Source organism: Bifidobacterium crudilactis, assembly GCF_000738005.1.
Lineage (GTDB): Bacteria > Actinomycetota > Actinomycetes > Actinomycetales > Bifidobacteriaceae > Bombiscardovia > Bombiscardovia crudilactis.
In genome coordinates this window covers 1-20814 of the sequence record NZ_JHAL01000003.1, presented here as the reverse complement: position 1 = coordinate 20814, position 20814 = coordinate 1, and the positions used below count along the sequence as shown (strand labels likewise).

Annotated in this window: 25 protein-coding genes and 1 riboswitch; of the genes, 20 read left to right on the top strand and 5 right to left on the bottom strand. The window is 57.1% G+C overall.

From position 1 onward, the window contains the following. The first annotated feature begins 175 nt into the window (after nt 1-175). Nucleotides 176-3247 (top strand): beta-galactosidase, LacZ type, encoded by a 3072-nt coding sequence (gene lacZ / locus DB51_RS09400; RefSeq protein ID WP_034254624.1) that lies wholly within the window; start codon nt 176-178, stop codon nt 3245-3247. A 238-nt stretch (nt 3248-3485) separates the two neighbouring features. Here the strand turns inward: lacZ and DB51_RS09395 are convergent, their stop codons facing one another. Continuing rightward, entirely contained in the window at nt 3486-4505 is a 1020-nt protein-coding gene (locus tag DB51_RS09395; RefSeq protein WP_034254622.1) for a LacI family DNA-binding transcriptional regulator, read from the bottom strand. A gap of 178 nt (nt 4506-4683) precedes the next feature. Here DB51_RS09395 and DB51_RS09390 point away from each other — a divergent pair, with 178 nt between their 5' ends. The 8 genes from DB51_RS09390 to DB51_RS09365 all read left to right on the top strand — a co-directional run bounded on the left by DB51_RS09390 (nt 4684) and on the right by DB51_RS09365 (nt 9320). Next, a complete protein-coding gene (locus tag DB51_RS09390; protein ID WP_084674758.1) occupies nt 4684-5916 on the top strand; it encodes an ISL3 family transposase in 1233 nt (410 codons plus the stop codon). 314 nt (nt 5917-6230) lie between these two features. Continuing rightward, nucleotides 6231-6578, top strand: coding sequence for a ParA family protein (locus DB51_RS09910; RefSeq protein ID WP_051867555.1), 348 nt, complete (start codon nt 6231-6233; stop codon nt 6576-6578). Continuing rightward, on the top strand, nt 6575-6823 hold the full coding sequence (locus tag DB51_RS09905) for a hypothetical protein (protein WP_051867553.1): 249 nt from the start codon (nt 6575-6577) through the stop codon (nt 6821-6823). Before DB51_RS09910 ends, DB51_RS09905 begins: the two co-directional genes overlap by 4 nt. Before the next feature lie 56 nt (nt 6824-6879). Beyond that, nucleotides 6880-7086, top strand: a complete 207-nt coding sequence (locus DB51_RS09380; RefSeq protein WP_034254620.1) for a hypothetical protein — start codon at nt 6880-6882, stop codon at nt 7084-7086. Between the two features lie 107 nt (nt 7087-7193). After that, nucleotides 7194-7562, top strand: a complete 369-nt coding sequence (locus DB51_RS09375; protein WP_156958338.1) for a hypothetical protein — start codon at nt 7194-7196, stop codon at nt 7560-7562. A 222-nt stretch (nt 7563-7784) separates the two neighbouring features. Beyond that, on the top strand, nt 7785-8315 hold the full coding sequence (locus DB51_RS09370) for a hypothetical protein (protein ID WP_156958337.1): 531 nt from the start codon (nt 7785-7787) through the stop codon (nt 8313-8315). A 49-nt stretch (nt 8316-8364) separates the two neighbouring features. Further along, nucleotides 8365-8547, top strand: a complete 183-nt coding sequence (locus DB51_RS10265) for an antitoxin VbhA family protein (RefSeq protein WP_156958336.1) — start codon at nt 8365-8367, stop codon at nt 8545-8547. Further along, nucleotides 8544-9320 (top strand): Fic/DOC family protein, encoded by a 777-nt coding sequence (locus tag DB51_RS09365; protein ID WP_051867548.1) that lies wholly within the window; start codon nt 8544-8546, stop codon nt 9318-9320. The genes DB51_RS10265 and DB51_RS09365 overlap by 4 nt, the downstream gene beginning before the upstream one ends. Before the next feature lie 118 nt (nt 9321-9438). On the opposite strand, the gene DB51_RS09360 is transcribed toward DB51_RS09365, so the two are convergent. Then, nucleotides 9439-9909: a hypothetical protein gene (locus DB51_RS09360; RefSeq protein ID WP_034254616.1), complete on the bottom strand. Its 471-nt coding sequence runs from the start codon at nt 9907-9909 to the stop codon at nt 9439-9441. Nucleotides 9910-10326: 417 nt separating this feature from the next. Here DB51_RS09360 and DB51_RS09355 point away from each other — a divergent pair, with 417 nt between their 5' ends. The 3 genes from DB51_RS09355 to DB51_RS09345 all read left to right on the top strand — a co-directional run bounded on the left by DB51_RS09355 (nt 10327) and on the right by DB51_RS09345 (nt 12071). Continuing rightward, nucleotides 10327-11166, top strand: a complete 840-nt coding sequence (locus tag DB51_RS09355) for a class I SAM-dependent methyltransferase (protein WP_034254614.1) — start codon at nt 10327-10329, stop codon at nt 11164-11166. A 136-nt stretch (nt 11167-11302) separates the two neighbouring features. After that, complete coding sequence (locus DB51_RS09350; RefSeq protein ID WP_432762355.1) at nt 11303-11584, top strand: cupin domain-containing protein; 282 nt, start codon at nt 11303-11305, stop codon at nt 11582-11584. 94 nt (nt 11585-11678) lie between these two features. After that, on the top strand, nt 11679-12071 hold the full coding sequence (locus tag DB51_RS09345; protein WP_034254610.1) for a DUF488 domain-containing protein: 393 nt from the start codon (nt 11679-11681) through the stop codon (nt 12069-12071). Nucleotides 12072-13059: 988 nt separating this feature from the next. Here the strand turns inward: DB51_RS09345 and DB51_RS09340 are convergent. Then, entirely contained in the window at nt 13060-13704 is a 645-nt protein-coding gene (locus tag DB51_RS09340) for a hypothetical protein (protein WP_034254608.1), read from the bottom strand. Nucleotides 13705-13812: 108 nt separating this feature from the next. Here DB51_RS09340 and DB51_RS09335 point away from each other — a divergent pair, with 108 nt between their 5' ends. Continuing rightward, nucleotides 13813-14358: a hypothetical protein gene (locus DB51_RS09335; RefSeq protein WP_033513734.1), complete on the top strand. Its 546-nt coding sequence runs from the start codon at nt 13813-13815 to the stop codon at nt 14356-14358. Beyond that, entirely contained in the window at nt 14355-14657 is a 303-nt protein-coding gene (locus DB51_RS09330; protein ID WP_033513732.1) for a transcriptional regulator, read from the top strand. The genes DB51_RS09335 and DB51_RS09330 overlap by 4 nt, the downstream gene beginning before the upstream one ends. Nucleotides 14658-14877: 220 nt before the next feature. On the opposite strand, the gene DB51_RS09325 is transcribed toward DB51_RS09330, so the two are convergent. Next, complete coding sequence (locus DB51_RS09325; RefSeq protein WP_051867546.1) at nt 14878-15987, bottom strand: IS30 family transposase; 1110 nt, start codon at nt 15985-15987, stop codon at nt 14878-14880. A gap of 88 nt (nt 15988-16075) precedes the next feature. Here DB51_RS09325 and DB51_RS09320 point away from each other — a divergent pair, with 88 nt between their 5' ends. The 6 genes from DB51_RS09320 to DB51_RS09295 all read left to right on the top strand — a co-directional run bounded on the left by DB51_RS09320 (nt 16076) and on the right by DB51_RS09295 (nt 20216). After that, nucleotides 16076-16552 (top strand): universal stress protein, encoded by a 477-nt coding sequence (locus DB51_RS09320; RefSeq protein WP_034254605.1) that lies wholly within the window; start codon nt 16076-16078, stop codon nt 16550-16552. Nucleotides 16553-16568: 16 nt separating this feature from the next. Continuing rightward, nucleotides 16569-16659, top strand: a riboswitch (Fluoride riboswitch). A 53-nt stretch (nt 16660-16712) separates the two neighbouring features. Then, entirely contained in the window at nt 16713-17207 is a 495-nt protein-coding gene (locus DB51_RS09315; protein WP_034254603.1) for an inorganic diphosphatase, read from the top strand. Nucleotides 17208-17292: 85 nt separating this feature from the next. Further along, nucleotides 17293-18588, top strand: a complete 1296-nt coding sequence (gene eno / locus DB51_RS09310) for a phosphopyruvate hydratase (protein ID WP_034254602.1) — start codon at nt 17293-17295, stop codon at nt 18586-18588. A gap of 434 nt (nt 18589-19022) precedes the next feature. Beyond that, nucleotides 19023-19310 (top strand): hypothetical protein, encoded by a 288-nt coding sequence (locus tag DB51_RS09305; RefSeq protein ID WP_034254599.1) that lies wholly within the window; start codon nt 19023-19025, stop codon nt 19308-19310. Then, nucleotides 19303-19671 (top strand): hypothetical protein, encoded by a 369-nt coding sequence (locus DB51_RS09300; protein WP_156958335.1) that lies wholly within the window; start codon nt 19303-19305, stop codon nt 19669-19671. The genes DB51_RS09305 and DB51_RS09300 overlap by 8 nt, the downstream gene beginning before the upstream one ends. Further along, nucleotides 19668-20216: a recombinase family protein gene (locus DB51_RS09295; protein ID WP_034254595.1), complete on the top strand. Its 549-nt coding sequence runs from the start codon at nt 19668-19670 to the stop codon at nt 20214-20216. Before DB51_RS09300 ends, DB51_RS09295 begins: the two co-directional genes overlap by 4 nt. A gap of 118 nt (nt 20217-20334) precedes the next feature. Here the strand turns inward: DB51_RS09295 and DB51_RS09290 are convergent, their stop codons facing one another. Then, nucleotides 20335-20778 (bottom strand): integrase core domain-containing protein, encoded by a 444-nt coding sequence (locus DB51_RS09290; RefSeq protein ID WP_432762356.1) that lies wholly within the window; start codon nt 20776-20778, stop codon nt 20335-20337. Between the last annotated feature and the right edge of the window lie 36 nt (nt 20779-20814).

The window sequence follows — 20814 nt, the reverse complement described above, 5'->3', positions numbered from 1 at the left end:
GTGATATGACGGAAAGGGAAACTGTCCTGACATGCAATCGTTTGAATATTGTCAGTAAGATAAAGCTAAAACATGATTTGCATTACGAGTAATAAAGGTTTATTATCCAAGTAAAAGAGTTTAGCGCTCTTGGATACATTGACAACGACGTAATGTTTAAAGGAAAGCAGGAATCATGACAGAAGAGACCTGCGTGGGGAACGCCTCGGAAGCTTGGCTCACCGACCCCACCATCTTCGCGGTCAACCGCGTGCCGGCACATTCGGAACATCGCTATTACGCGCATATGCCGCAGGGCGATGAACGTTCGGATCTCAGGCAGAGCCTCGACGGCGAATGGCGGGTGGAGGTGGTGCAGGCCTCCGACATCGACTTCCATGAGGAGCTGTTCGTGGCCGAAAACTTCGACGACTCCGCATTCGAACGCATCCAGGTTCCGGGACACCTGCAGACGGCTGGTCTGATGAACCACAAGTACGTGAACGTCCAGTACCCGTGGGACGGCCACGAGAACCCGCTCGAACCGAACGTGCCGGAAAGCAACCATGTGGCGCTCTACCGCAGGAAATTCACGGTCTCCGACCGACTGGCCGGCGCCAAGGCCGCAGGCGGCACCGTCTCCATCGTGTTCCATGGCATGGCGACCGCAATCTACGTGTGGGTCAACGGCCTGTTCGCCGGCTATGGCGAGGACGGGTTCACGCCGAACGAATTCGACGTCACTGACCTGTTGCACGACGGCGAGAACGTCGTGGCGGTGGCCTGCTACGAGTATTCAAGTGCCTCCTGGCTGGAGGACCAGGACTTCTGGCGGCTGCACGGCTTGTTCCGTTCCGTGGAACTCGCCGCACAGCCGCACGTGCACATCGACAACATGCAGATCGAGACGGACTACGACGCCAAGACCGGTACGGCCTCCTTCGACGCCGTTCTGTCTTTGCGCAACGCCGCCGACGCGGCCACCATCTCCGCGACCCTGAAGGACGCCGATGGCGACGTGGTCTGGCAGACCGCCCACTGCGTCGACGGACGGACCTCGATTTCTTCAGGCTCCTTGCAGGACCTCACTCCGTGGAGCGCCGAGAATCCGGCTCTCTACGAGCTTGATGTCATCATCATCGACCATGCCGGCAACATCGTCGAAGTGGCAGTGCAGAGAATCGGCTTCCGTCGTTTCCGCATCGAAGACGGCATCATGACCATCAACGGCAGGCGCATCGTCTTCAAGGGCGCCGACCGCCATGAATTCGACGCCAAACGAGGTCGCGCCATCACCAAGCAGGACATGATCGACGACGTGATGTTCTGCAAGCGGCACAACATCAACGCCATCCGCACATCGCACTATCCGAACCAGGATTATTGGTACGAATTGTGCGACGAATACGGCATCTACCTGATTGACGAGACCAATCTCGAGACCCACGGCAGCTGGTGCCTGCCGGGCGATGTACTGACCGAGGAGACCGCCGTTCCGGGCAGCAAACCGCAGTGGGAAGGCGCCTGCGTGGACCGCGTCAACAGCATGATGCGCCGTGACTACAACCATCCGAGCGTCCTGATCTGGTCGCTGGGCAACGAATCGTATGCGGGAGACGTGTTCCGCGCCATGTACCGGCACGCGCACGACATCGATCCGAACCGTCCGGTGCACTACGAAGGCGTGACCCACAACCGTGACTACGATGACGTGAGCGACATCGAAACCCACATGTACGTGCATGCCGACGCGGTCGAGGAATATTTGAAGAACGATCCGAAGAAACCGTACTTGTTGTGCGAATACATGCACGCGATGGGCAACTCCGTGGGCAACATGGACGAATACACCGCACTCGAACGCTACCCGCACTATCAGGGCGGATTCATCTGGGACTTCATCGATCAGGCGATTCTCGCCAGGCAGTCGGACGGCACCGAGCGTCTGTGCTACGGCGGTGACTTCGGCGACAGGCCGAGCGACTACGAGTTCTCCGGTGACGGCCTGGTGTTCGCCGACCGCCGTCCCACGCCGAAAGCGCAGGAAGTCAAGCAGCTGTACGCCAACGTGCACTTGGACGTAACCGAGAGCGGCGTGGTCGTCAGGAACGACAACCTGTTCACTTCGACAGGTGGCTACGTGTTCGCGTTGCGCGTGCTGGCCGATGGCGAACCGGTATGGCAGTCCGACCGCCGTTTCGATGTCCCCGCGAACGAGACAGCATCCTTCGCAATCGACTGGCCTGTAGACCAGTATCGCGCGGATGCCAAGGAGCTGGTGCTTGAGGTCTCGCAACGTCTCGCCGAGCCGACCGATTGGGCCCCGGCGGGCTACGAGCTGTCGTTCGGACAGGCCGTCATCGACGGTATGAGACCGATGGCGGAAGCCAAGAAGCCCATAGACGGCGTCGTGACCGTCGGACGTTGGAACGCCGGCGTGCAGGGTTCCGGTCGCGAAATGCTGTTCTCCCGCACCCAGGGCGGCATGGTCTCCTACGCCTTCGACGGCCGTGAATTCGTGCTTCGCCGTCCGACGATTACCACGTTCCGCGCGCTCACCGACAACGACCGCGGCGCCGGCCACGGCTTCGAACGCGTCCAGTGGCTGGGCGCCGGCCGTTACGCCCGTTGCGTGGGCAACGAGATCGAACAGGTCGACGACGATACGTTGAAGGCGACCTACGTGTACGAGCTGGCCACCCCGCAACGCACCCGGGTGACGGTTGCCTACACCGCCGACACCACCGGCCGTGTGAACCTGCGCGTCAACTATCCGGGCAAAGAAGGCGAACTGCCGACCATGCCGGCCTTCGGCATCGAATGGGCGCTGCCGGTCGAATACTCCAGGCTGCGTTTCTTCGGTGTCGGTCCGGAGGAGACGTACCGGGATCGCAAGCACGCCAAGCTGGGCATCTGGAGCACCGACGCGTTCGCCGACCACGCGCCGTACCTCATGCCGCAGGAGACCGGCAATCATGAAGAGGTACGTTGGGCGGAGATCACCGACGGGCATGGCCATGGCCTGCGCGTAAACCGCGCGGCCGGGGCGGACCCGTTCGCGATGAGCCTGCAGCCGTATTCGAGCTTCATGCTCGAGGAGGCGCAGCATCAGGACGAGCTGCCCGTGCCGAAGCATATGTTCCTGCGCGTGCTCGCCGCCCAGATGGGCGTTGGCGGCGACGATTCCTGGATGTCGCCGGTACACCCGCAATACCAGATTCCCGCCGACCGGCCGATCAGCCTCGACGTTGATCTCGAACTGATCTGACGGCGGTCCTTGCGCGACGGGCCGGACCAACTCTTTCCCGACGCCGCGCATCTCCTTCGCGCGATGTCGGGAAAGACACTGCCACAAGGCGCTGGTGCATGCCTACGGCGGTGTCTTGAAGGGGCATGACGTCATTTCGCATGTTTCCAGCCACCATGCCCCTTCTTCATATCAGGAAGCGAAAGGCCGTGGATCCCCCGGAGCGGGAATCCACGGCCTTTCCCATCATTGCGCCATGTCAGTGCTTGGACGGCACGAAGCTGTCCCTGACGACTAGTTTGGTCGAAATCCTCATATGCCGGTTTACGACGTGCTTCGTCGACAACGCCTCCGAAAGCATGAACACGGCCGCCTTGGCCAGTTCATCCTTGTCGATATCGTACGAGGAAAGCGCCGGTGATGTGTATTTCGCGATTTCCTGGTTGTTGATGCTGATCAACCGAATGTCCCGCGGAACAAGGATTCCGGCTGCGGAGAACGCCTGTAGGACCCCTACTGCGAGTGGATCGGCCGCAACGATTAGAGCGTCGGGAAGATCGTTGGCATGCTCGCTTGCGAGCCTTTCTCCCAGCATGCGGCCGTTATCCATGGTGAATGGCCCCTCGTCCAGGACAAGGCCGTCGATATCAAGACCGAGCCGGACGGCCCAACTGCGGAACGCGAATGCGCGCGGATCCTCGGGGTATTCATGGTCTCCCATGATGTTGCCGGACCCGCCGATGAAGCCGATACGGCGGTTCCCGGCATCCATCAGTGCGTCCAGCGCGTCCAGGATGGTCTGTTCCAGATCCGGCTGGACGGAATCGAACAGGTTCGGTGCCGGATTGATGTCGATGAACACGCAATGGGGGAGAGCCGCATGCAGCCGACGCAGCAGGTCCCCTTCGAACGGGGCGGGACCAATCGAGATGAAGCCCGCGTACTTGGTCCGCTCATCGATCAGATCGCTCACCTCGTGGTATTCGGTCACGCTCATGCGTTCGTCCTCGGCGTATCTGTACAACGACGATCTGAGCTCGTCGAAGTATGCGTCCTGCAATCCCTTGTCCGGAATAACGTTGTTCAGTATGGCGATGCGCTGGGGTATGGTGATGCGCTGGTATTGGGGCACGCTCTCGTAGCCCATTTCCAAGCTGGCACTCAGAATCTTCTGCCGGGTGGTTTCCTTCACCGAGAATGTCGGATCGTCGCTGAGCACTCTCGATACGGTCGCTTGGGACAAGCCCGTCTTTTCCGCGATCTCCCTGATCGTAGCCATGGAAACCTACCTCCTTGCAATCTGATGACTAAACGTGTTTAGTAATAATTTTATCATGTTGTGTCATGCAATATGTGTATCGCGGGGTGGTTTTTCTTTCCGAAAAAATGATGGGCTTTTCGCTGTTTGGTGTGGGTGGGCTGGTCGGGTGGAGGTGGCTGGCGGGTAGTTTGGGGGTATGGATACCACGTTGTTGTTCACCGCCGCCTTGCAGTTGCCTGATCCCTGGAGGGTTTCGGGTGTGGAGTTGCGTGACGGGGAGGGCGGCAGACGCGAATTGCACATCACGATCGGATTCGAGCCCGGCTCGAGTTTTTCTTGCCCGCATGCGGAGTGCGGGCGGGAGGCGTGCCCGATGCATGATGTCAGGAACCGGGTGTGGCGGCACTTGAACTTCTTCCAGTACAAGGCGTTCATCCACGCGGGCGTGCCGCGCGTATCATGCCCCGAGCACGGCGTGCGTGCGGTGCCGGTGCCGTGGGCCCGTCCAGGCAGGGGGTTCACGCTGTTGTTCGAGGCGATGGTCGTGGAGCTGGCGAAAAGCCAGCCGGTCGCGGACATAGCCGAGCAGGTCGGCGAACATGACACGAGATTGTGGCGGTTCATCAGACATGATGTGGACCAGGCCCGCCTGTACGAGGATTACACGGGCGTGGAGGCGATCGGCATCGACGAGACCAGCCGCAAAGGCCACCGGTACATCACCGTGGTCGCCGATCCGGCGGAGCGCAACGTGATCTGCGTGGTGCCCGGCAAGGACGCGAACACCGTCAAACGGTTCGCGTTGGATTTCATGGACCACAACGGTGACCCGAACCGGGTGACACCGGTCACCTGCGACATGAGCCCGGGGTTCGCCAAGGGCATCCGCGAACACCTGCCCAACGCCGCCAAGGTGATCGACAAGTTCCATGTGATCAAGCACGCCAACGAGGCCGTCGACAAGGTCCGCAAGACGCAGGCCGGGCGCAACCCCCTGCTCAGGCGCACGAAATACCTGTGGCTGCGCAACGAGGAGGGCCTGACCGGGCTCCAGCTGGAGACCAAGCATAACCTGCAGAAACAACGGGTCAAGACCGGACGCGCCTGCCAGATGCGCGAGACCCTCCAGGACATCTACGCCACCAGCACGAGCCGGATGCAGGCCGAAGCCGGGTTCCAGACATTGTGCTCGTGGATGATGCACTCCCGTCTGGAACCCATGAAAACCCTCGCCCGCCGGATCCGTCGTCACTGGCAGGACATCCTCACGTATTTCGACCACCGGTGCACCAACGCGATCCTCAAGGGATTGAACGGCATCATCCAACACATCAAAACCCGAGTCCGCGGCTTGCGCAACATGGACTACTTCTCCACGATGATCTACCTGACCTGCGGCAAGCTCGACCTAGCCACCGTCACCATATAACCAGCCCACCCACACCAAACAGCGAAAGGCCATAAAACATATAGAGCACACGAAATCATGTTTGCAAAGGTTGTTCTGATGTTTGCATGAGGGACTGCCGCCCCTCTACCCCGCCGAGCTGAATCAGCTCGACCATGCCCTCGGCACTGCCGCACGAATCAACAACAAAGTTGATTCGATTGGTTTCGGATAGCATTCAACGCGGTGAGTAAGGGATTATTTGAAATAGCTGCCAACAATAATAACCGTTTTATTGCAAGCAATAATTAGTGCTACAATAAAGACATAAGCAATAAAGACAGAAAGGCATAGTCATGGCACACTTCATCACCTTCGCCAACACCAAGGGCGGCGCGGCGAAGACCACAAGCGCCCTCATGTTCGCCGGTATCCTGACCGCAAGAGGGGAAAAGGTGGAAGTTAGGGACACCGACCCTTCCGGAGGGGCTACGGACTGGAAAAAGATGGCACAGAAAAACGGGACGCCTCTCCCCTTTCTCGTGCACAGCGCAAACATGAAGGAAGTAGATGAACCACCCGTATCAGACGCCGACTGGGTGCTTATCGACACCCCCCCCGTTCGCAAGCCGAGATCATTCAAGCGGCAATCTCGGCGGCTGATCTTGTCATCATCACCACACAGCCAAGCAAACTGGACGTGACCCGAGCACTGGAAACGGCAGAGGCGGTCGATAAGCCCATGACGGTGCTGGTCACGCGCGTGGATGATCGCACGGTCGAGTGGCGTCAATGCGAGAAACGCATCAAGGAAGCCGGGCTATCTCGCCTGGATTCCTACATCAAGGCAAGAGAAAGCATCAAGCGAGCCATCGGCACCAATGCCATCCCGGCAGACAGTGGGTACAAGGAAGCCGTGGACGAGGTAATGGCCGCCTTCCGCCAATAAGCAACAAAAACATAAATGCAGAAAGACATTAGCAATAAAGACAGAAAGCAAGAATCATGGCAATAGATCTGAATAAGAAGGCAACGAAGAAGCTCACCGACGTGCTCATTGACAGGACCGGCGAGACGAAGGAGAAGACGCAGCAGATCAGTCTGTACCTTCCGGTGAGCAAGCATCGGAAGCTGAAGATGGAATCGGTAAGAACAGGCAAACCCATGACGAAAATCATTGAGGAATGGATAGACATAGAGATAAAGAACTAAGCAACAATGCAATAAAGACAGAGAAACAGAATTACATAAAAACACTAATATTGCTAGAATAAAGACATAAAGCGATAAATCTGTTAGGTGAGGCGACCATGGCTTTCATGTCTGGTGACTTTGTGTATGTGGCGGGCAATCTGGCGACGGATCCTCGCGTGCAGCGGTTTCCTGCTGCTGATGGGATGTATGACGAGGTGGTGTGGCTGACGGTGGCGGTGAACCATACGGGCGCGGCCACCGAGTATGTGGAGTTGGAAGCCAGGGGTAAGACGAAGGAATACATCAAGAACCTCGCTGCCGCACCCGTGGATCCGTTGTGCAAGGGTTCGTTCGTCATGGCCGGGGGCAGCCCGGCGAAGGCCAAGGGGAACAAGCGCAAGCTGAAGCTTGTGGTGTTCAGCAGTGAGACGAGCCTGGGCTATGACGTGCTCAACTGGGATCGACTGCATAAGGATGGTAAGTCCGATGAGTAGACGCTACTATCCGCGCCGGCCGGCGCGAGGATCAGTGCCCTGGCTGGCGACGCTGGTTGTTATGGCCGTGTTCGCGGCCTGGGGGGTATGGCAGGAATATCACCGCCGACTCCGGTTCCGCTCAGGCCAACGCCACGTCATCCTCTGCCTCGTCGCCGTCTGCGTCTGGTTCCTTCGCCTCGGCGTTCAAGGCTCCCGTGTCCTATGCGACGGCTTTGCGGTATGCGCGGCAGGAGAGTGTGGCCACGCCTCATCTTGCCGGGGTACAGCCGTGACAGCCAGTTCGGTGACTGGCAGAGAAGCAGCAGTCTGTGCGGGTATGGCACGACCAGGGATTACGTGTTGAAAAGGGATATGACGAACGTGGTCATGAACCGGTATTGCAAGATGCAGTCCGGCGACCTCCAGGATCCCTATACGAGTGAGAGCATGTATTTCGTGAAGGGTGAGAAGACGAGCATGCTGGTGCAGATCGATCATGTCGTGGCCGTGCAGGATGCCTGGGCGTCGGGCCTGTGGCGGTCGTCCAGGGCGGGGGAGCGGGTCTCCTATTACAACGATCCAGACGTGTTGCAGGCCGCCGGCGTGGACTGGGATGTGTCAAGCAGCCCGGTATGGCTGCCCGACAACACGGCCTGGCATTGCGACTACATGGCCAAAAGAGCCTACATCAAGCACAAGTATCGGCTCACCATGAGCAGTGCGGAGAAGACGCAGACCGTGAATCTCCTGACCCAGTGCGCGGCAAGGTGAAACACCGCTGATTGTGGGATAATGGAAGGTACGAGTAAGGGAGGGTTCAATGGATGAGAGGACACGACGAGCATTAGCGTTGCGTGACGGCATGCATTCCGCCGAGCTTGAAGGCGGGCGCGTCACCGACGCCTTCCATCGAGACGCGCAAGAGTATGTGGATGGATCCATTGACTTGCAGGGTTTGCTCGACCGGTTGAACCAACGATATGCCATGCATAGCAGCCTATGAGCGACGTTGACCCGTATCTGATTCCTGGCACCGGTGTGCTGCGCAACCTGGTCAACGCCCATAGCGGGCAGGCGTTGAATGCCGCTGAGAATGATTGGGTCACGTTCCGATTCCTGCAATTGCAAAAGACACCACTCACTGCCGAGGGGACGGTCAAGCAGTTGCAGTGGATCCATCATTTCCTGTTCCAGGATGTGTACGAGTGGGCGGGACGGATCCGCACCATCGACATGAGCAAGGGCGGTGGCAGCGTCTTCCAACCCTTGCAACTGTTCACCACGGGCGTGCGATACGCCGAGACGACGCTGCGCGATGATCATATGCTGCAAGGCTTGGATCGCGGCCGGTTCATCGAGCGTCTGGCCGTCAACTTCGACAACTTCAACACCCTGCATCCCTTCCGTGAGGGCAACGGCCGCGCGCAGCGCGTCTTCTGGACGCTGATAGCCCGTGACGCCGGTTGGGGCCTGGACTGGTCGCAGGTATCCAAGCGAGAGAACGACATTGCCTCGTTCATCGCCCACGAGAACGTGGACCATAGCAAGCTGGAAGCCATGTTCGACAAGATAGCCCAGCCATTGCCTCCCGAGCAGGATCGTCGGCTCCTACCCTCCATCGGCTTCAAGCCCGGTGGTCATGATGATTCCACAACACCGAACGTATACCAGGCATTGAGCGACAGCGAATACGAGCGGCAGCGCCAACGCTACGGCTACCAGACCAAAGGCAGTGACAAGTCCAAATTAAAGAAGACCGCCAGTTACCTACGTTAGGAACTCAAGGCGGAGGCCAAGCGGCTCACGACAGATCAATCTCCGCCTGAGATCTCGAAGTACCGGCACGGGCGGGGGAGATGAATCGTGGGCTGCCGCCCACGCCCGCCGATCTGGATCAGTTCGACCATTCTCCTAGAGCATGGATCAACAACCACGGTTGATTCGATTGCCTATGGTGATAGCTGTGTAGGTTAACTCTTGGTGCGTAAAACGAACAATTATTGAGGGCATCCCCATGTTCACTCTGATACGTAGTGCCGCTTACCCAAAGATTGCGTCCAGAGGGAGTGGCCCCCAAGCCGTAGATGAGGGAAAAGAGGCGCATTGCCTCCTCCTGCAGACTTGCTATGAGTGCGATATCTTCAGAGCTTCTGTTCTTCTTGCCACGTAACGCACGCAGGCGAGGGTCAAGGTTGATATTGCCTTCGACGACTCTCTTGACTGTCTCATCCCAATTCTCGGTACGCTGCTGGGAATCGACGTAACGCGCATATGTGCGCTTGTAGGTCACCCAGCCGAGCGGCCCCCAGTGAGGTTGCACATCCTTGACGACTTTTGCTATGGCGTCATCTGCAAGTTCTACCACAAACCTATCATTCACCGTTTCACGCTTTCGTCTTTATCGTTGTATCGAAACCACTATATATAGTGATGGTATTTTTTTCGACACAAGATATAGTGTTTGTAAAGTAAGCGTGGCTCGTGGATCCGCCATCGCACTGGAACGAGGGATCTTGCCATGACGCCGTGTCGTGCGGTTGCGGGTTGTCGGCTCATGCAGGGAAAAGGCATGGCACCGAGTAGATTCGCATCTTTGGATCGCCCATGTTTTCTTGAATCAATCGCTTCGCGCGCACGTGGCTGGTATCAGATTTCGAAGTGATCTCCAGTCCAGTCCATAATTATTCGGTTACTCAGCGGTCAGTCAGTGGATGGTTCCGCCCTGCCTTTATCCGCATCAGGTATCTGGAGTGTCTTGTCAGGGCTCATTATAGTGTGACGCATGGGAACCAATTCTTTACCTACATCAGAACGTCATGCTGAAGACTTTAGCGGTGATGAGCTGCCTTTTTCGGAGCGCGACTCCGCACACCTTCCCGGGCACTGGCTGCTCGCTCGCCTCGGCAAGCGCGTGCTCAGGCCGGGTGGACTGGAATTGACACAGCATATGCTTGACCATGCCAAGGCGGAAGGTGGTGATGTGGTCGAATTTGCTCCGGGTCTTGGTCGCACCGCGACGGAGATCCTGGGGCACTCGCCGGCCAGTTATATTGGCGTCGATGAGGATCCCAAGGCGGCTGCAATCGTCGGCCAGATCGTCGCTGGTAGAGGGCATTGCATCACGGCGAATGCCAGCGATACCGGTCTGCCCGAGGCAAGCGCCGACGTGGTCGTGGGCGAGGCAATGCTGACAATGCAGTCCGACCGTGGCAGGCAGAAGATCATTGCCGAGGCCGCCCGCCTGCTGCGTCCAGGTGGGCGCTATGCCATTCATGAGCTCGGGCTGCAGCCCGACACCTTGGACACGAAGGTGAAGAATGCCATCCGCAAGGAACTGGCTCAGTCCATCAAGGTGAGTGCGAGGCCGTTGACCGCAGCCGAGTGGACGGCATTACTGAAGGATGCCGGTTTCGAGGTTGACTGGGTTGATGCGGCACCGATGGCCTTGCTGAACATGAAACGCAATATCGCGGATGAAGGAATCATTGGGGTGTTGCGCATTGTGAAGAACCTCCTCAAGGACAGTCAGGCGAGAAGTCGGGTTCTCACTATGAAGCGTACTTTCACCAAATACAAGAAGCATATCAATGGCATAGCCATCGTCGCCCATAAGCTGGGGTGAAGGATTATCCGTCACGAGAATAAGAGCACGCTAATACCGAAAGGGAAATATAATTTCTGATGAGCACGGTGAGACGGGGGGGCTTGGATTCATTGGCGATGTCTCGTCATTGGTCAAGGTTCAGGACGAGGCCACGGTGTCTCGCACGATCATGGAGCATGCTGGCGGCAATGTCGTGCTGTTCTCCTTCGATGCGGGGCAGGTTCTGAGTGAGCATACCGCAGCGATGCCGGTGTTCGTACAGGCCGGGTCCGGCCATCTGAAGGTTACCGCGTCGGGCAAAACGGTCGATCTGGTACCTGGTGGCTTGGCGTATTTCCCGACGCGTCTGCCGCATGCGGTGGAGGCTGTCGAGGCCTCCGTCATGATGCTGACGATGATCACTCCGGCGCGAGACGCCAAGGAAACGAGCGACTAGGCACGCGTCCTCTCATGGTTGCTGACAAGCGTTGGGGGCGTAAGCGATTTGTCAGTGCGTGATGGTTATAACGGTCATCAGGGGAGTGTGAAACATGAAGCATTCGATGATTATGATGCGAGTCTATTCCTTGGATCCGGATACACAGGGGTATCGCATACTTGTCGATCGTCTATGGCCGCGTGGCATGAAGAAAGATAGGCTTCGCTTGGATTTGTGGGCGAAGGAGGTTACTCCTTCAACACCGCTGCGTACATGGTTTGGGCATAAGGCCGAGAGGTTCGAAGAGTTCCGTAACCGCTATATGAGTGAATTGGATGCGAGCGACGAGGCGGCTGAATTTGCTCGTAATTGTTCGCACATCATTCGCGATCAGGACATATTGCTGTTGTACGCGGCAAAGGATACCGAGCACAACCATGTGATGGTTCTCAAGGAGTGGCTGTTGCAGCAGCCATCCTTTGAGAGCATCGAACAGGCTGCATAATTCATATGTGAAGCAAATCGCATCCGGAAATCCAGTGTAGTCAGTTCTTTCTGGCCAGACCGCGTGTATACACCGGTAATCATGGGCTTGTAAGGGGGGTGGCGGAGACTGGAGAATCAGTCCAAGAACAAACTCGATTAGTGCTGTGGGAGGCGACAGGGAATGTTGTCCACACAGTGGTTGGGATTCCTATAAACGACTTCCAGAGAATCTGAGCCTTGATAAATCCCGGTCAACTGGTCGTCACATATGATTTATTTGTTGTTATACAGAATCTCACAGTCTCATGGCGACGTATACAGGCCGGCAGTCCAAGCCATTATTGTTTACCTTGAGGGTTACGATTTTCTTTCTGATAGCAGGCATATCAAGTGCATCATCGTCGATCTGAGCATGAGATACTGTCACCTCCTCTAAGTCATTGCTCATCTCCCAACGCTGAAATGGTCATCAATCGGTTTCGTATCGTCTAGCTGTTAGAGCGGAATTTGGATACACGACAACTTCGTGCTCCATGTGCCATTGAGGACAATAAATCATTCCTCAATAAGGTATTTAGATTCCAGTAGGAGCCGACTCATAAAGACAGAATGAACTTAACGCCAGCAAACTCAAACTCTTATATGGCATCAATGAATAAATTACCAAACAGAACACAGTAGACTTAGCGCTTTCCGCCGATCATCGTCACGTCCGTCGCCTGCTGGATGCATCAAGATCGATCTGAAGATATTAGGAATCGCAGCGTTTAAAAGCTTGCAACGCTCATCAGAAGTCATCGGTCAACTGCATCCATCTATGGATGCAGTCATGATCGTATTTAAGAAGAACCGTTAGACCAGTATCAACATTTGTCGCTTCTCCTATTCAGACGGTCACGCCGAGACGTTAATTGTGAGACCAGAAATTCAAAACGATTTGAATCTAACTTAGAGAATCTGGCTAATCTCCTCAGTCGGAGTGCCTCGATCATAGAGCAAACGAAGGTTTATGATTGCAGTTCACCACTTGCCTCTGCAGTCCCACACTCCTGTAACGATTCCGCCAACCGCACCGAACAGACCGCTCGGGGGCTACGCCTTCGATGCAGCCAATTTCTGCTGACGCGCCACATCCGGCCACAGCACCGGCCAATGCCCCCGTCGATACCGTGATTGGCCATGCAGTTGTACCATGCCTTACTTGGGGCGCTGATTTTTTCCTCACCATATAACCCAGTCGCCGTCGGTTTTTGAGAAATAGTAATCGTGGCCTCATGGTCTGTTGCCAGAATCCACGCACCAACCGCGACCTCGGGGTAACGTTGTTCGAGCTGTTGCTTGTACGATGCAAGGCTTTCGATGGTCTTGTCTTGGCCGTCTTTGATGACGAGGACGTCCGGAGATCTCAATGCCAAGGTGTACTTGGTTCCGATCTTCAAAGTCGCCGTCGCCGAACGGGTCGCCTCATTGTCCGAATACGAGAGCACATAGCCTCCAGCGGTGGGTTCGGTGGATGTCGATACTTGTTTAACCTGCGTTGCAGGCTCTGCCGCTTGGGCATGCAGTTCTGATCCTGCCATGACGAAAACTAAGGCCAGGGCGAAGGAGAACAACACTGTTCCCACACGATAAATTGAACGCAACATATGCATGAACCTCTTTCTTCCAACAACGGTTGACGAGAAACCCCCTCATCAAGTTCTCGATTAAGAACCGTACCTTACTTTGCACCAATAACAGAATCGTGTATACTTGCCAACATGGATACTATTAACGATATTACAACCGATGACGACACCCACGACATCAGCACAGCGACACCGGCAGAGGCGAGGGAACTCCTCAAGCACAGCGGTGATGCCAGTGGCTTCATGCCGTACCGGGAGATCCGGTCGTACGGATGGACGGTCGCCTGGGTCTCGAGCGTCCAAGTCCTATTGTTCCTGACGCTCGGTGCGTGGTGGTCTGTCTCATGGTCCTGGAACGGCATCATTTTCCTCGGCATATGTGCGGTGCTGCTGTCGTTTTTCGCGGTACGCAGCGAACGCAATCACCGTCACATTCTGCCCCGTGGCAGCAAGCATCTCGAGCGTATCGTGTTGGGTTGGAGAAACGTACTCCTAGCGATAGGCTGCGTGCTGCTGGGCGCGGCGGCGTCGAGTGCCGGTCTACCCGCGTCGTTCAGCTCGACAGGGAGCAGGGGTCTAGGTTGGATGGCGTTGGTGGCAGGGATCATCTGCGCCGTCGGCTGTGCCTGCCGTCTAATCTTCGCGGTTCGACTCCTAGCAAGTAAGCGAACCGCATGAATCTCTCAGACGATCTGCAAGATTGGGACAGAATCATTCTCTCACCACTGAGATTCACGATTATGTCGCTGATCAACCAAGCTGACGCGGTCGGCTTCGCGGACATTCGCAGAGCCGCGCAGACCACTCCACAAACACTGAGTAAACAGGTCACCATCCTCGAAAACGCTGGATATATCAACGTCAGCAAGATTGCCCGCGGCAGACGCATACTCACCGAAATCAGCGCTACCGACGAGGGGCGGCGGGCATTCAAACGACAGATCGACATCCTCAAGCACATCGCCGACGCCCGCTAATCGTATGCATGCTACATCCTGCCCCTTGCATCAAACTCATGAACATCTCCGAGCAGAGCCATCATCAGAATGACCAGCCTGAGCGCCGATGCCCTATCGTATCGGCGCGGATAACGGGGTTTACTCATCGGCCTGCCGTTTTTGCGCCCAGGAGGCCAGTTCGGCGCGTCACAATTCAGACTCTATCATCACCACTGACTGCAAGCTTCAACGCTGGATTCTATTTGCAAGTGCAACGTTTGGCTTGTTGGCTGGTCTGGTTTGATGATAGGCCGAGTTTGGATATTTCCTCTTGCCATGCTTCGTTGGGCGTGTGGTAGTCCAGGAGTTTCATGGGGGTGTCGTTGATCTCGGTGACGATGTCGTCGAGTTCGGTTTGGGTCAGGTTCTTCAGGCTGGTGTGTTTGGGCAGGTAGCGGCGGATCATGCCGTTGCGGTTCTCGCTGCTGGCGCGCTGCCAGGGCGAGTATGGGTCGGCGTAGTAGGTGAGCATGCCCAGGGCCTCGTCCACGAGCCGGTGCAACGCGGATTCGGACCCGTTGTCCCAGGTCCGGTCGATGCGCGCCGCTGCGGGGATGTGGCTGTAGATCGCGTATTCGGCCCTGGCGGTCGCCGGTGCGCTTTTGGATTCGATGAGGCGGGCGAACAGCTTTCTGGTTTTGCGTTCGACCTGCGTGTCGACGCACCGCTTCGAGGGAGCCGAACCGATGACCGTGTCGGATTCGTAGTGGCCGAACGAACCTCGGTGGTCCACGACCTTGGGACGCAGGGCGAGTGGCACGCGCATCGGGATCGTCACACGCCCGGCCCTGCGGCCCGCCCGTCTGGTGCGGTGGCGTTTGGCCCGGGGCAGGTAGCGCCGCCAATCCTCGCCGTCCGCATGCCCCTGGTAGATCCACTGGTAGAGGCACTCGTGGCTGATCCGCATCGACGGGTCAGCCGGATACTCCAGTTTCAACCGGCCCTCGATCAGCTCGGGCGTCCAGCCACGCGTCAACGCGTCCGCCACCCACGCGTGCAGGCGCGCGTCCATCATGCGCCTGGGCTTCCTCGGCCTGCGCGAACGTGCCTCGGCCTTGCGCTGCGCGGTCAACGCCGAATAGAACGGGCCAGCCGTCCACGCCCCCGTCTTCAACCGCCCGGGATGGTAGGGCCGGTACGACTCGTTCTCGTTGGACGCGAACCACAGGCCACGCCTGAGCTCCCGGCTGATCGTGGAGGCGGAACGATGCAGCTGGCGGGCCACCTGCCGGATCGTCTCATGATCCCCGAAACGCAGCATCTCAATCCTGATCCGCTCACCCCCGGTCACATGCGTATAAGCTTTCATAGTGAGTGCAGCACCTCCCAAAGGTCGGAACATCAGCAATCCCAACCATAAGCGGTGTTGCACTTCTAACTAGAACTCAGGGGCTGTTATGCAACATCCAACCGCACATTTATCGTCCATTATCGTCGGAATCATTCCCGGGCAGCCTGATAGGGTGATCGAGAAGGCATGCGAGATGGCCGCATCAATGGCCCCTGTCAAGCTTCATCTTGTCTATGTGGATCCCACCCTTGTCAAGGAAGACGGGCATATCGAGCCCTTAGATCCCGACAGCATGGGCGTAACCGAGCGTGACAACTCGAAGCAACTGTCTGAGCATGCGCTCAAAATTGCCCGGGGTGCAGGCGCTGATGCTGATTACCATCTTCTGGTGGGAGACCCTGTGAAGGAGCTTGCGGAGTTCGCCCGTGAGCACGATGCCGTGATGATTGTGGTGGGCACCCGGGAGCGTGGGGCCTTGGCTGCGTTGCAGGAGTGGGTCAATGGGTCGGTTTCGGTGCGTCTGGCGCACACGCAGCACATTGCCGTTCTCACCGTTCCACTCGCCGACGAATACGATGATTGACCGTGCCTGCTATATTGGTGAGCATGGGTATGAAGTTACCCAAGATAGTTTGTCGCGGTCGTGATGAGCGTCTGAACCGCTGTTAGGCTGATGACTTCTGCAGAGATGCAGGGGTCTGTTTTTTTATCTCCCACATCTCCGCCAGAACGATGGGAGGAATATGAGCGCAACGAAAACCTTGTCCGTCCTTGTAGAGATACCACGGGGAGAGCGCAACAAGTATGAGATGGACCATGAGACAGGCAGGATCAAGTTGGATCGCACCCTGTTCACATCCATGGGCTATCCCGCCGATTACGGCTATGTCGAGGGGACACTGGGGGAAGACGGCGACCCCCTCGATGCCTTGGTTCTCGACGAGGTACCGGTATTCCCGGGATGCCTGATCAATGCTCGGCCAATCGGGCTGTTTGTCATGACCGACGAGCACGGTCCTGATTCGAAGGTTATCTGTGTGCCGGACGACATTCGATATGAGGGCGTGCTGGGTCTGGACGATGTCAGTGATTGGAAGAAGGCCGAAATCAAGCATTTCTTTTCCAACTACAAGTCGATAGAACCAGGCAAGCACGTCGATTCCGATCTGTCGTGGGCTGATCTGCCAGCGGCGCAGCAGGAAATCGCTGAGGCATTCGACAGAGCGAACCGAAAATAGTCTCAATTCATGAATGACTCGGGAAGTCACCGTATAGAGGCGGTGAACTCCTTGAAAAAAATTTCACAAGATAAAGGAACATATGATGAGCAAGATTTCGAATATTCACGCACGCGAGATTCTCGATTCGCGCGGCAATCCAACTCTGGAAGTCGAGATGACACTGGAGGACGGTTCTTACGGTCTTGGATCCGTTCCATCCGGTGCTTCGACCGGTGAGAACGAGGCCAACGAGAAACGTGATGGGGATGCGAAACGATATGACGGCAAAGGCGTGCAAACCGTCGTCGACGGAGTCAACGGTGAGATAGCCAAGGCGGTTGCCGGTCTCGATGCATCCGATCAGCGCCATCTCGATGAGACGCTGATTCGTCTGGACGGAACCGAGAACAAGTCTCGGCTCGGAGCCAACGCCATACTCGGCGTATCGCTGGCTGCCCTGCATGCCTCGGCGGCCTCGGCGCATCTGCCGCTCTATCAGTACATTGGTGGCACCAATGGGCACGTCATCCCGGTGACGGCGATGAATGTGCTCAACGGCGGCGTTCATGCCGTCTCGTCCAACGTGGACATTCAGGAATTCATGTTCACACCCGTTGGGTTTGACTCCTATCACGAGGCGCTGCGAGCCAACGTCGAGTCCTATCATGCTTTGAAGAAAGTCTTGATTGCGAAGGGGTTGGAAACCGGATTGGGTGACGAGGGTGGTTTCGCACCGAACCTCAAGTCCAATAGGGAGGCCTTCGACCTTCTGGTCGAGGCCATCGAAAAGGCGGGCTATGAGCCAGGTCGGCAGATTGCCATCTGCTTCGATTCCGCTGCCTCAGAGTTCTACGACAAAGAGAACGACGTCTACAACTTTGATGGTTCCAAGGCCAGCGCACAGGACATGGCTCAATTCTACGAGAGCCTGATTAACGAGTATCCCATTGCTTCCATCGAGGATCCATTCGATGAGAATGCATGGGACGATTTCAAGGCGCTCACCTCCAAGATTGGCGACAGAGTGCAGGTGATGGGAGACGATATCTTCGTGACCAACCCGAAGTTCCTACGCCGGGCGATCAGTGAGCACACCGCCAACTCCACGCTCATCAAGCTCAATCAGATAGGAACTGTGACCGAGACCCTCGAGGCGATCAAGCTTGCCAATCGCAACGGATTGACCACCATGGTGTCCCATCGTTCCGGCGAAACACCGGATGCGACCATCGCTGACCTTGCAGTCGGCGCCAACGCCATGCAGCTCAAGTCCGGCGCTCCGGCTCGTGGCGAGCGTGTGGCGAAGTACAATCAGCTGCTGCGGATCGAGGAACGGCTCGGCGACTCCGTCGAATATGCGGGACTGCACGCCTTCCCGCAGTTGGCAACACGCATCTGAGCCTCTGATCAGGATGCGCTTGCGTCCATGCCATATGGGTGCAAGCGCATCGCTTTCGCGCTGGCCAGATAGCTATGCACAACAAGGCCGCTCATGTGTATGGCCGCTGGTTGATTCCAGCGGCCATACTGTTACTGGGCTGCAGTTTCGCACGCTTAACAGGCCACATGTTGCATCATCCGAACGGCCCGTGCCACCGCTGCACGGTGAGTTGACAATTTCACATGTGTGACAACCAATTTCATGAACAATCCATTGCGCGCAAGCTGGTACAAATAACGAACGTTTACTACACAATCCCACGGCTCGGTGATCCGGGCCGTTTTTCATGCGAAAAAGTGTATAGAAACCCGTCTAACAATCAATGTGTAATAACATTATTGTTCTTATAGGTTTATACATTTTGTAGCACGAAAGTGTGATATGATGGTCCCATGAATCCAAGAATCGTGTTCGCCCGGTCTGCGCAGAAGCACAGCTACACGCTTGCCGACGTCACGCATGCGTTTGTCAATGCCACGCGAACGGAGGTGTACGAGCAGGGCGGGGATGTGATCTATAAGTTCACCGGCCTGCATCATGGCGACCCGCTGGTGCCGAGCATCGAGGTCATCATGAAACGGACCCCGGATGATGCGCTGGTCGTATTCCATGTGAACGCGGAGCAGGGCGGTTTCTGGGACAGGCCAGTGGAAGAGCAGCTTGACGATACCAATGAGTAGGCAGTCGGCATTTGAAGGATTGGAGGACGTGATGACGGAACGTGATATGACGGCAAGGCCGCGCAAGGTGGCCGAGTACCGGGGTGAGGAAGCCCGCGAACGGGCGGCGCAGGTGCTTATGGAGATGACGGGCGCGCCGGATGTCGGGCAGGCCCAGGATGTGCTGCTGGGGCGTCCCCGCCTCCGGAAGGGTGAGGAGACCGTGCAGGTGCACTTCAAGGCCACCCGGGAGATGGCGACATGGCTGGCCGAGCAGCGCAAGCGGTCGGGCATGCGGTACACGTCGGAGTACCTGCGCATGCTGGTCGAACGCGACATGGACAATCATGCAAGCCGTCACCAGACCGCCCAGCCGGCATGATCGTGGGTTACGCCAGGGTAAGCACCCTGGAACAGAACGAACAGTTGCAGACCGACGCGCTCACCAAGGCCGGCTGCGAACGACTCTTCGTCGATCACGCGTCGGGCGCGAAGGCGCACCGGCCCGAACTGGATCACCTGCTCGATGTGATCCGCGAGGGAGACACCCTGGTCGTGTGGAAACTCGACCGTCTCGGCAGGAGCGGGCAGAACCTCGTGGATCTCATGAGTCTCTTGCAGTCCAGGGGAGTAGGTTTCAGAAGTCTGACCGAGAACATGGACACCACCACGCCGGGAGGCGTGCTGATCTTCAACGTGTTCGCCGCGATGGCGCAGTTCGAACGCGACCTGATCCGCGAACGCACCAACGCCGGCCTCCAGGCCGCCAGGGCCAGGGGACATAAGGGCGGAAGGCCTGCGAAACTCAATGACGGGGACCGCGCACGGATCCGCGAACTCTACCGGAGCCGCGCGCTTACGGTGCAGGAGATAGCCGACAAGTACCACGTCAGCCGGAAAACCATCTACAGCAGCATCAAAGCCTAACTAACTAGTTATTTAACTATGCAGCTCAATGGCTATTGCGTTTTCGCTGTCTAAAGTTTGTCTCATGGTGTGGGACCAGGGAATGGCGTTCATTAGAATGAAGTGGACTGGTTTTTGTTCACGCTGTTTTGTTGGTTTTTGGGGCGATTGATATCGCCTGTTGTTGATGATACAGGGTTTCGACTTCGCATGGTGTCCGGTAGCCGAGGCTTTCATGGAGACGTTGGTTGTTCCACCAGGAGACCCATGGGAACGTGGCCTGTTCCAACGCGTGCACGGACCCGAATGGCTTGGATCGGCGGATCAGTTCGTCCTTGTACGCGCCGTTGACGGTTTCGGCCAGCGCGTTGTCGTAGGAGTCGCCCACGCTGCCGGTGGATGCGAGGATGCCTGCTTGTGTCAGGTGCGTGCCGTACAGGGCACTGATGTATTGGGTGCCATGATCACTGTGGTGGATCAGGCCTGTGGTCCGCCCGTGCCGGGCTGTCCAGCTGATGGACCGGTCCAACGCGACCAGGGGCAGCGTCCTGGTGTGCTGGCTCGCGGCGACGGCCCAGCCCACGATCCTTCCGGCGTACGCGTCGGTGACGAACGCCAC

Excerpts from the sequence above, each read along its gene's own strand:
- lacZ (WP_034254624.1), top strand. The coding sequence starts at position 176 with ATGACAGAAGAGACCTGCGTGGGGAACGCCTCGGAAGCTTGGCTCACC.
- DB51_RS09395 (WP_034254622.1), bottom strand. The coding sequence starts at position 4,505 with ATGGCTACGATCAGGGAGATCGCGGAAAAGACGGGCTTGTCCCAAGCG.
- DB51_RS09390 (WP_084674758.1), top strand. The coding sequence starts at position 4,684 with ATGGATACCACGTTGTTGTTCACCGCCGCCTTGCAGTTGCCTGATCCC.
- DB51_RS09910 (WP_051867555.1), top strand. The coding sequence starts at position 6,231 with ATGGCACACTTCATCACCTTCGCCAACACCAAGGGCGGCGCGGCGAAG.
- DB51_RS09380 (WP_034254620.1), top strand. The coding sequence starts at position 6,880 with ATGGCAATAGATCTGAATAAGAAGGCAACGAAGAAGCTCACCGACGTG.
- DB51_RS09375 (WP_156958338.1), top strand. The coding sequence starts at position 7,194 with ATGTCTGGTGACTTTGTGTATGTGGCGGGCAATCTGGCGACGGATCCT.
- DB51_RS09370 (WP_156958337.1), top strand. The coding sequence starts at position 7,785 with ATGCGCGGCAGGAGAGTGTGGCCACGCCTCATCTTGCCGGGGTACAGC.
- DB51_RS10265 (WP_156958336.1), top strand. The coding sequence starts at position 8,365 with ATGGATGAGAGGACACGACGAGCATTAGCGTTGCGTGACGGCATGCAT.
- DB51_RS09365 (WP_051867548.1), top strand. The coding sequence starts at position 8,544 with ATGAGCGACGTTGACCCGTATCTGATTCCTGGCACCGGTGTGCTGCGC.
- DB51_RS09355 (WP_034254614.1), top strand. The coding sequence starts at position 10,327 with ATGGGAACCAATTCTTTACCTACATCAGAACGTCATGCTGAAGACTTT.
- DB51_RS09345 (WP_034254610.1), top strand. The coding sequence starts at position 11,679 with ATGAAGCATTCGATGATTATGATGCGAGTCTATTCCTTGGATCCGGAT.
- DB51_RS09340 (WP_034254608.1), bottom strand. The coding sequence starts at position 13,704 with ATGCATATGTTGCGTTCAATTTATCGTGTGGGAACAGTGTTGTTCTCC.
- DB51_RS09335 (WP_033513734.1), top strand. The coding sequence starts at position 13,813 with ATGGATACTATTAACGATATTACAACCGATGACGACACCCACGACATC.
- DB51_RS09330 (WP_033513732.1), top strand. The coding sequence starts at position 14,355 with ATGAATCTCTCAGACGATCTGCAAGATTGGGACAGAATCATTCTCTCA.
- DB51_RS09325 (WP_051867546.1), bottom strand. The coding sequence starts at position 15,987 with ATGAAAGCTTATACGCATGTGACCGGGGGTGAGCGGATCAGGATTGAG.
- DB51_RS09320 (WP_034254605.1), top strand. The coding sequence starts at position 16,076 with ATGCAACATCCAACCGCACATTTATCGTCCATTATCGTCGGAATCATT.
- DB51_RS09315 (WP_034254603.1), top strand. The coding sequence starts at position 16,713 with ATGAGCGCAACGAAAACCTTGTCCGTCCTTGTAGAGATACCACGGGGA.
- eno (WP_034254602.1), top strand. The coding sequence starts at position 17,293 with ATGAGCAAGATTTCGAATATTCACGCACGCGAGATTCTCGATTCGCGC.
- DB51_RS09305 (WP_034254599.1), top strand. The coding sequence starts at position 19,023 with ATGAATCCAAGAATCGTGTTCGCCCGGTCTGCGCAGAAGCACAGCTAC.
- DB51_RS09300 (WP_156958335.1), top strand. The coding sequence starts at position 19,303 with ATGAGTAGGCAGTCGGCATTTGAAGGATTGGAGGACGTGATGACGGAA.
- DB51_RS09295 (WP_034254595.1), top strand. The coding sequence starts at position 19,668 with ATGATCGTGGGTTACGCCAGGGTAAGCACCCTGGAACAGAACGAACAG.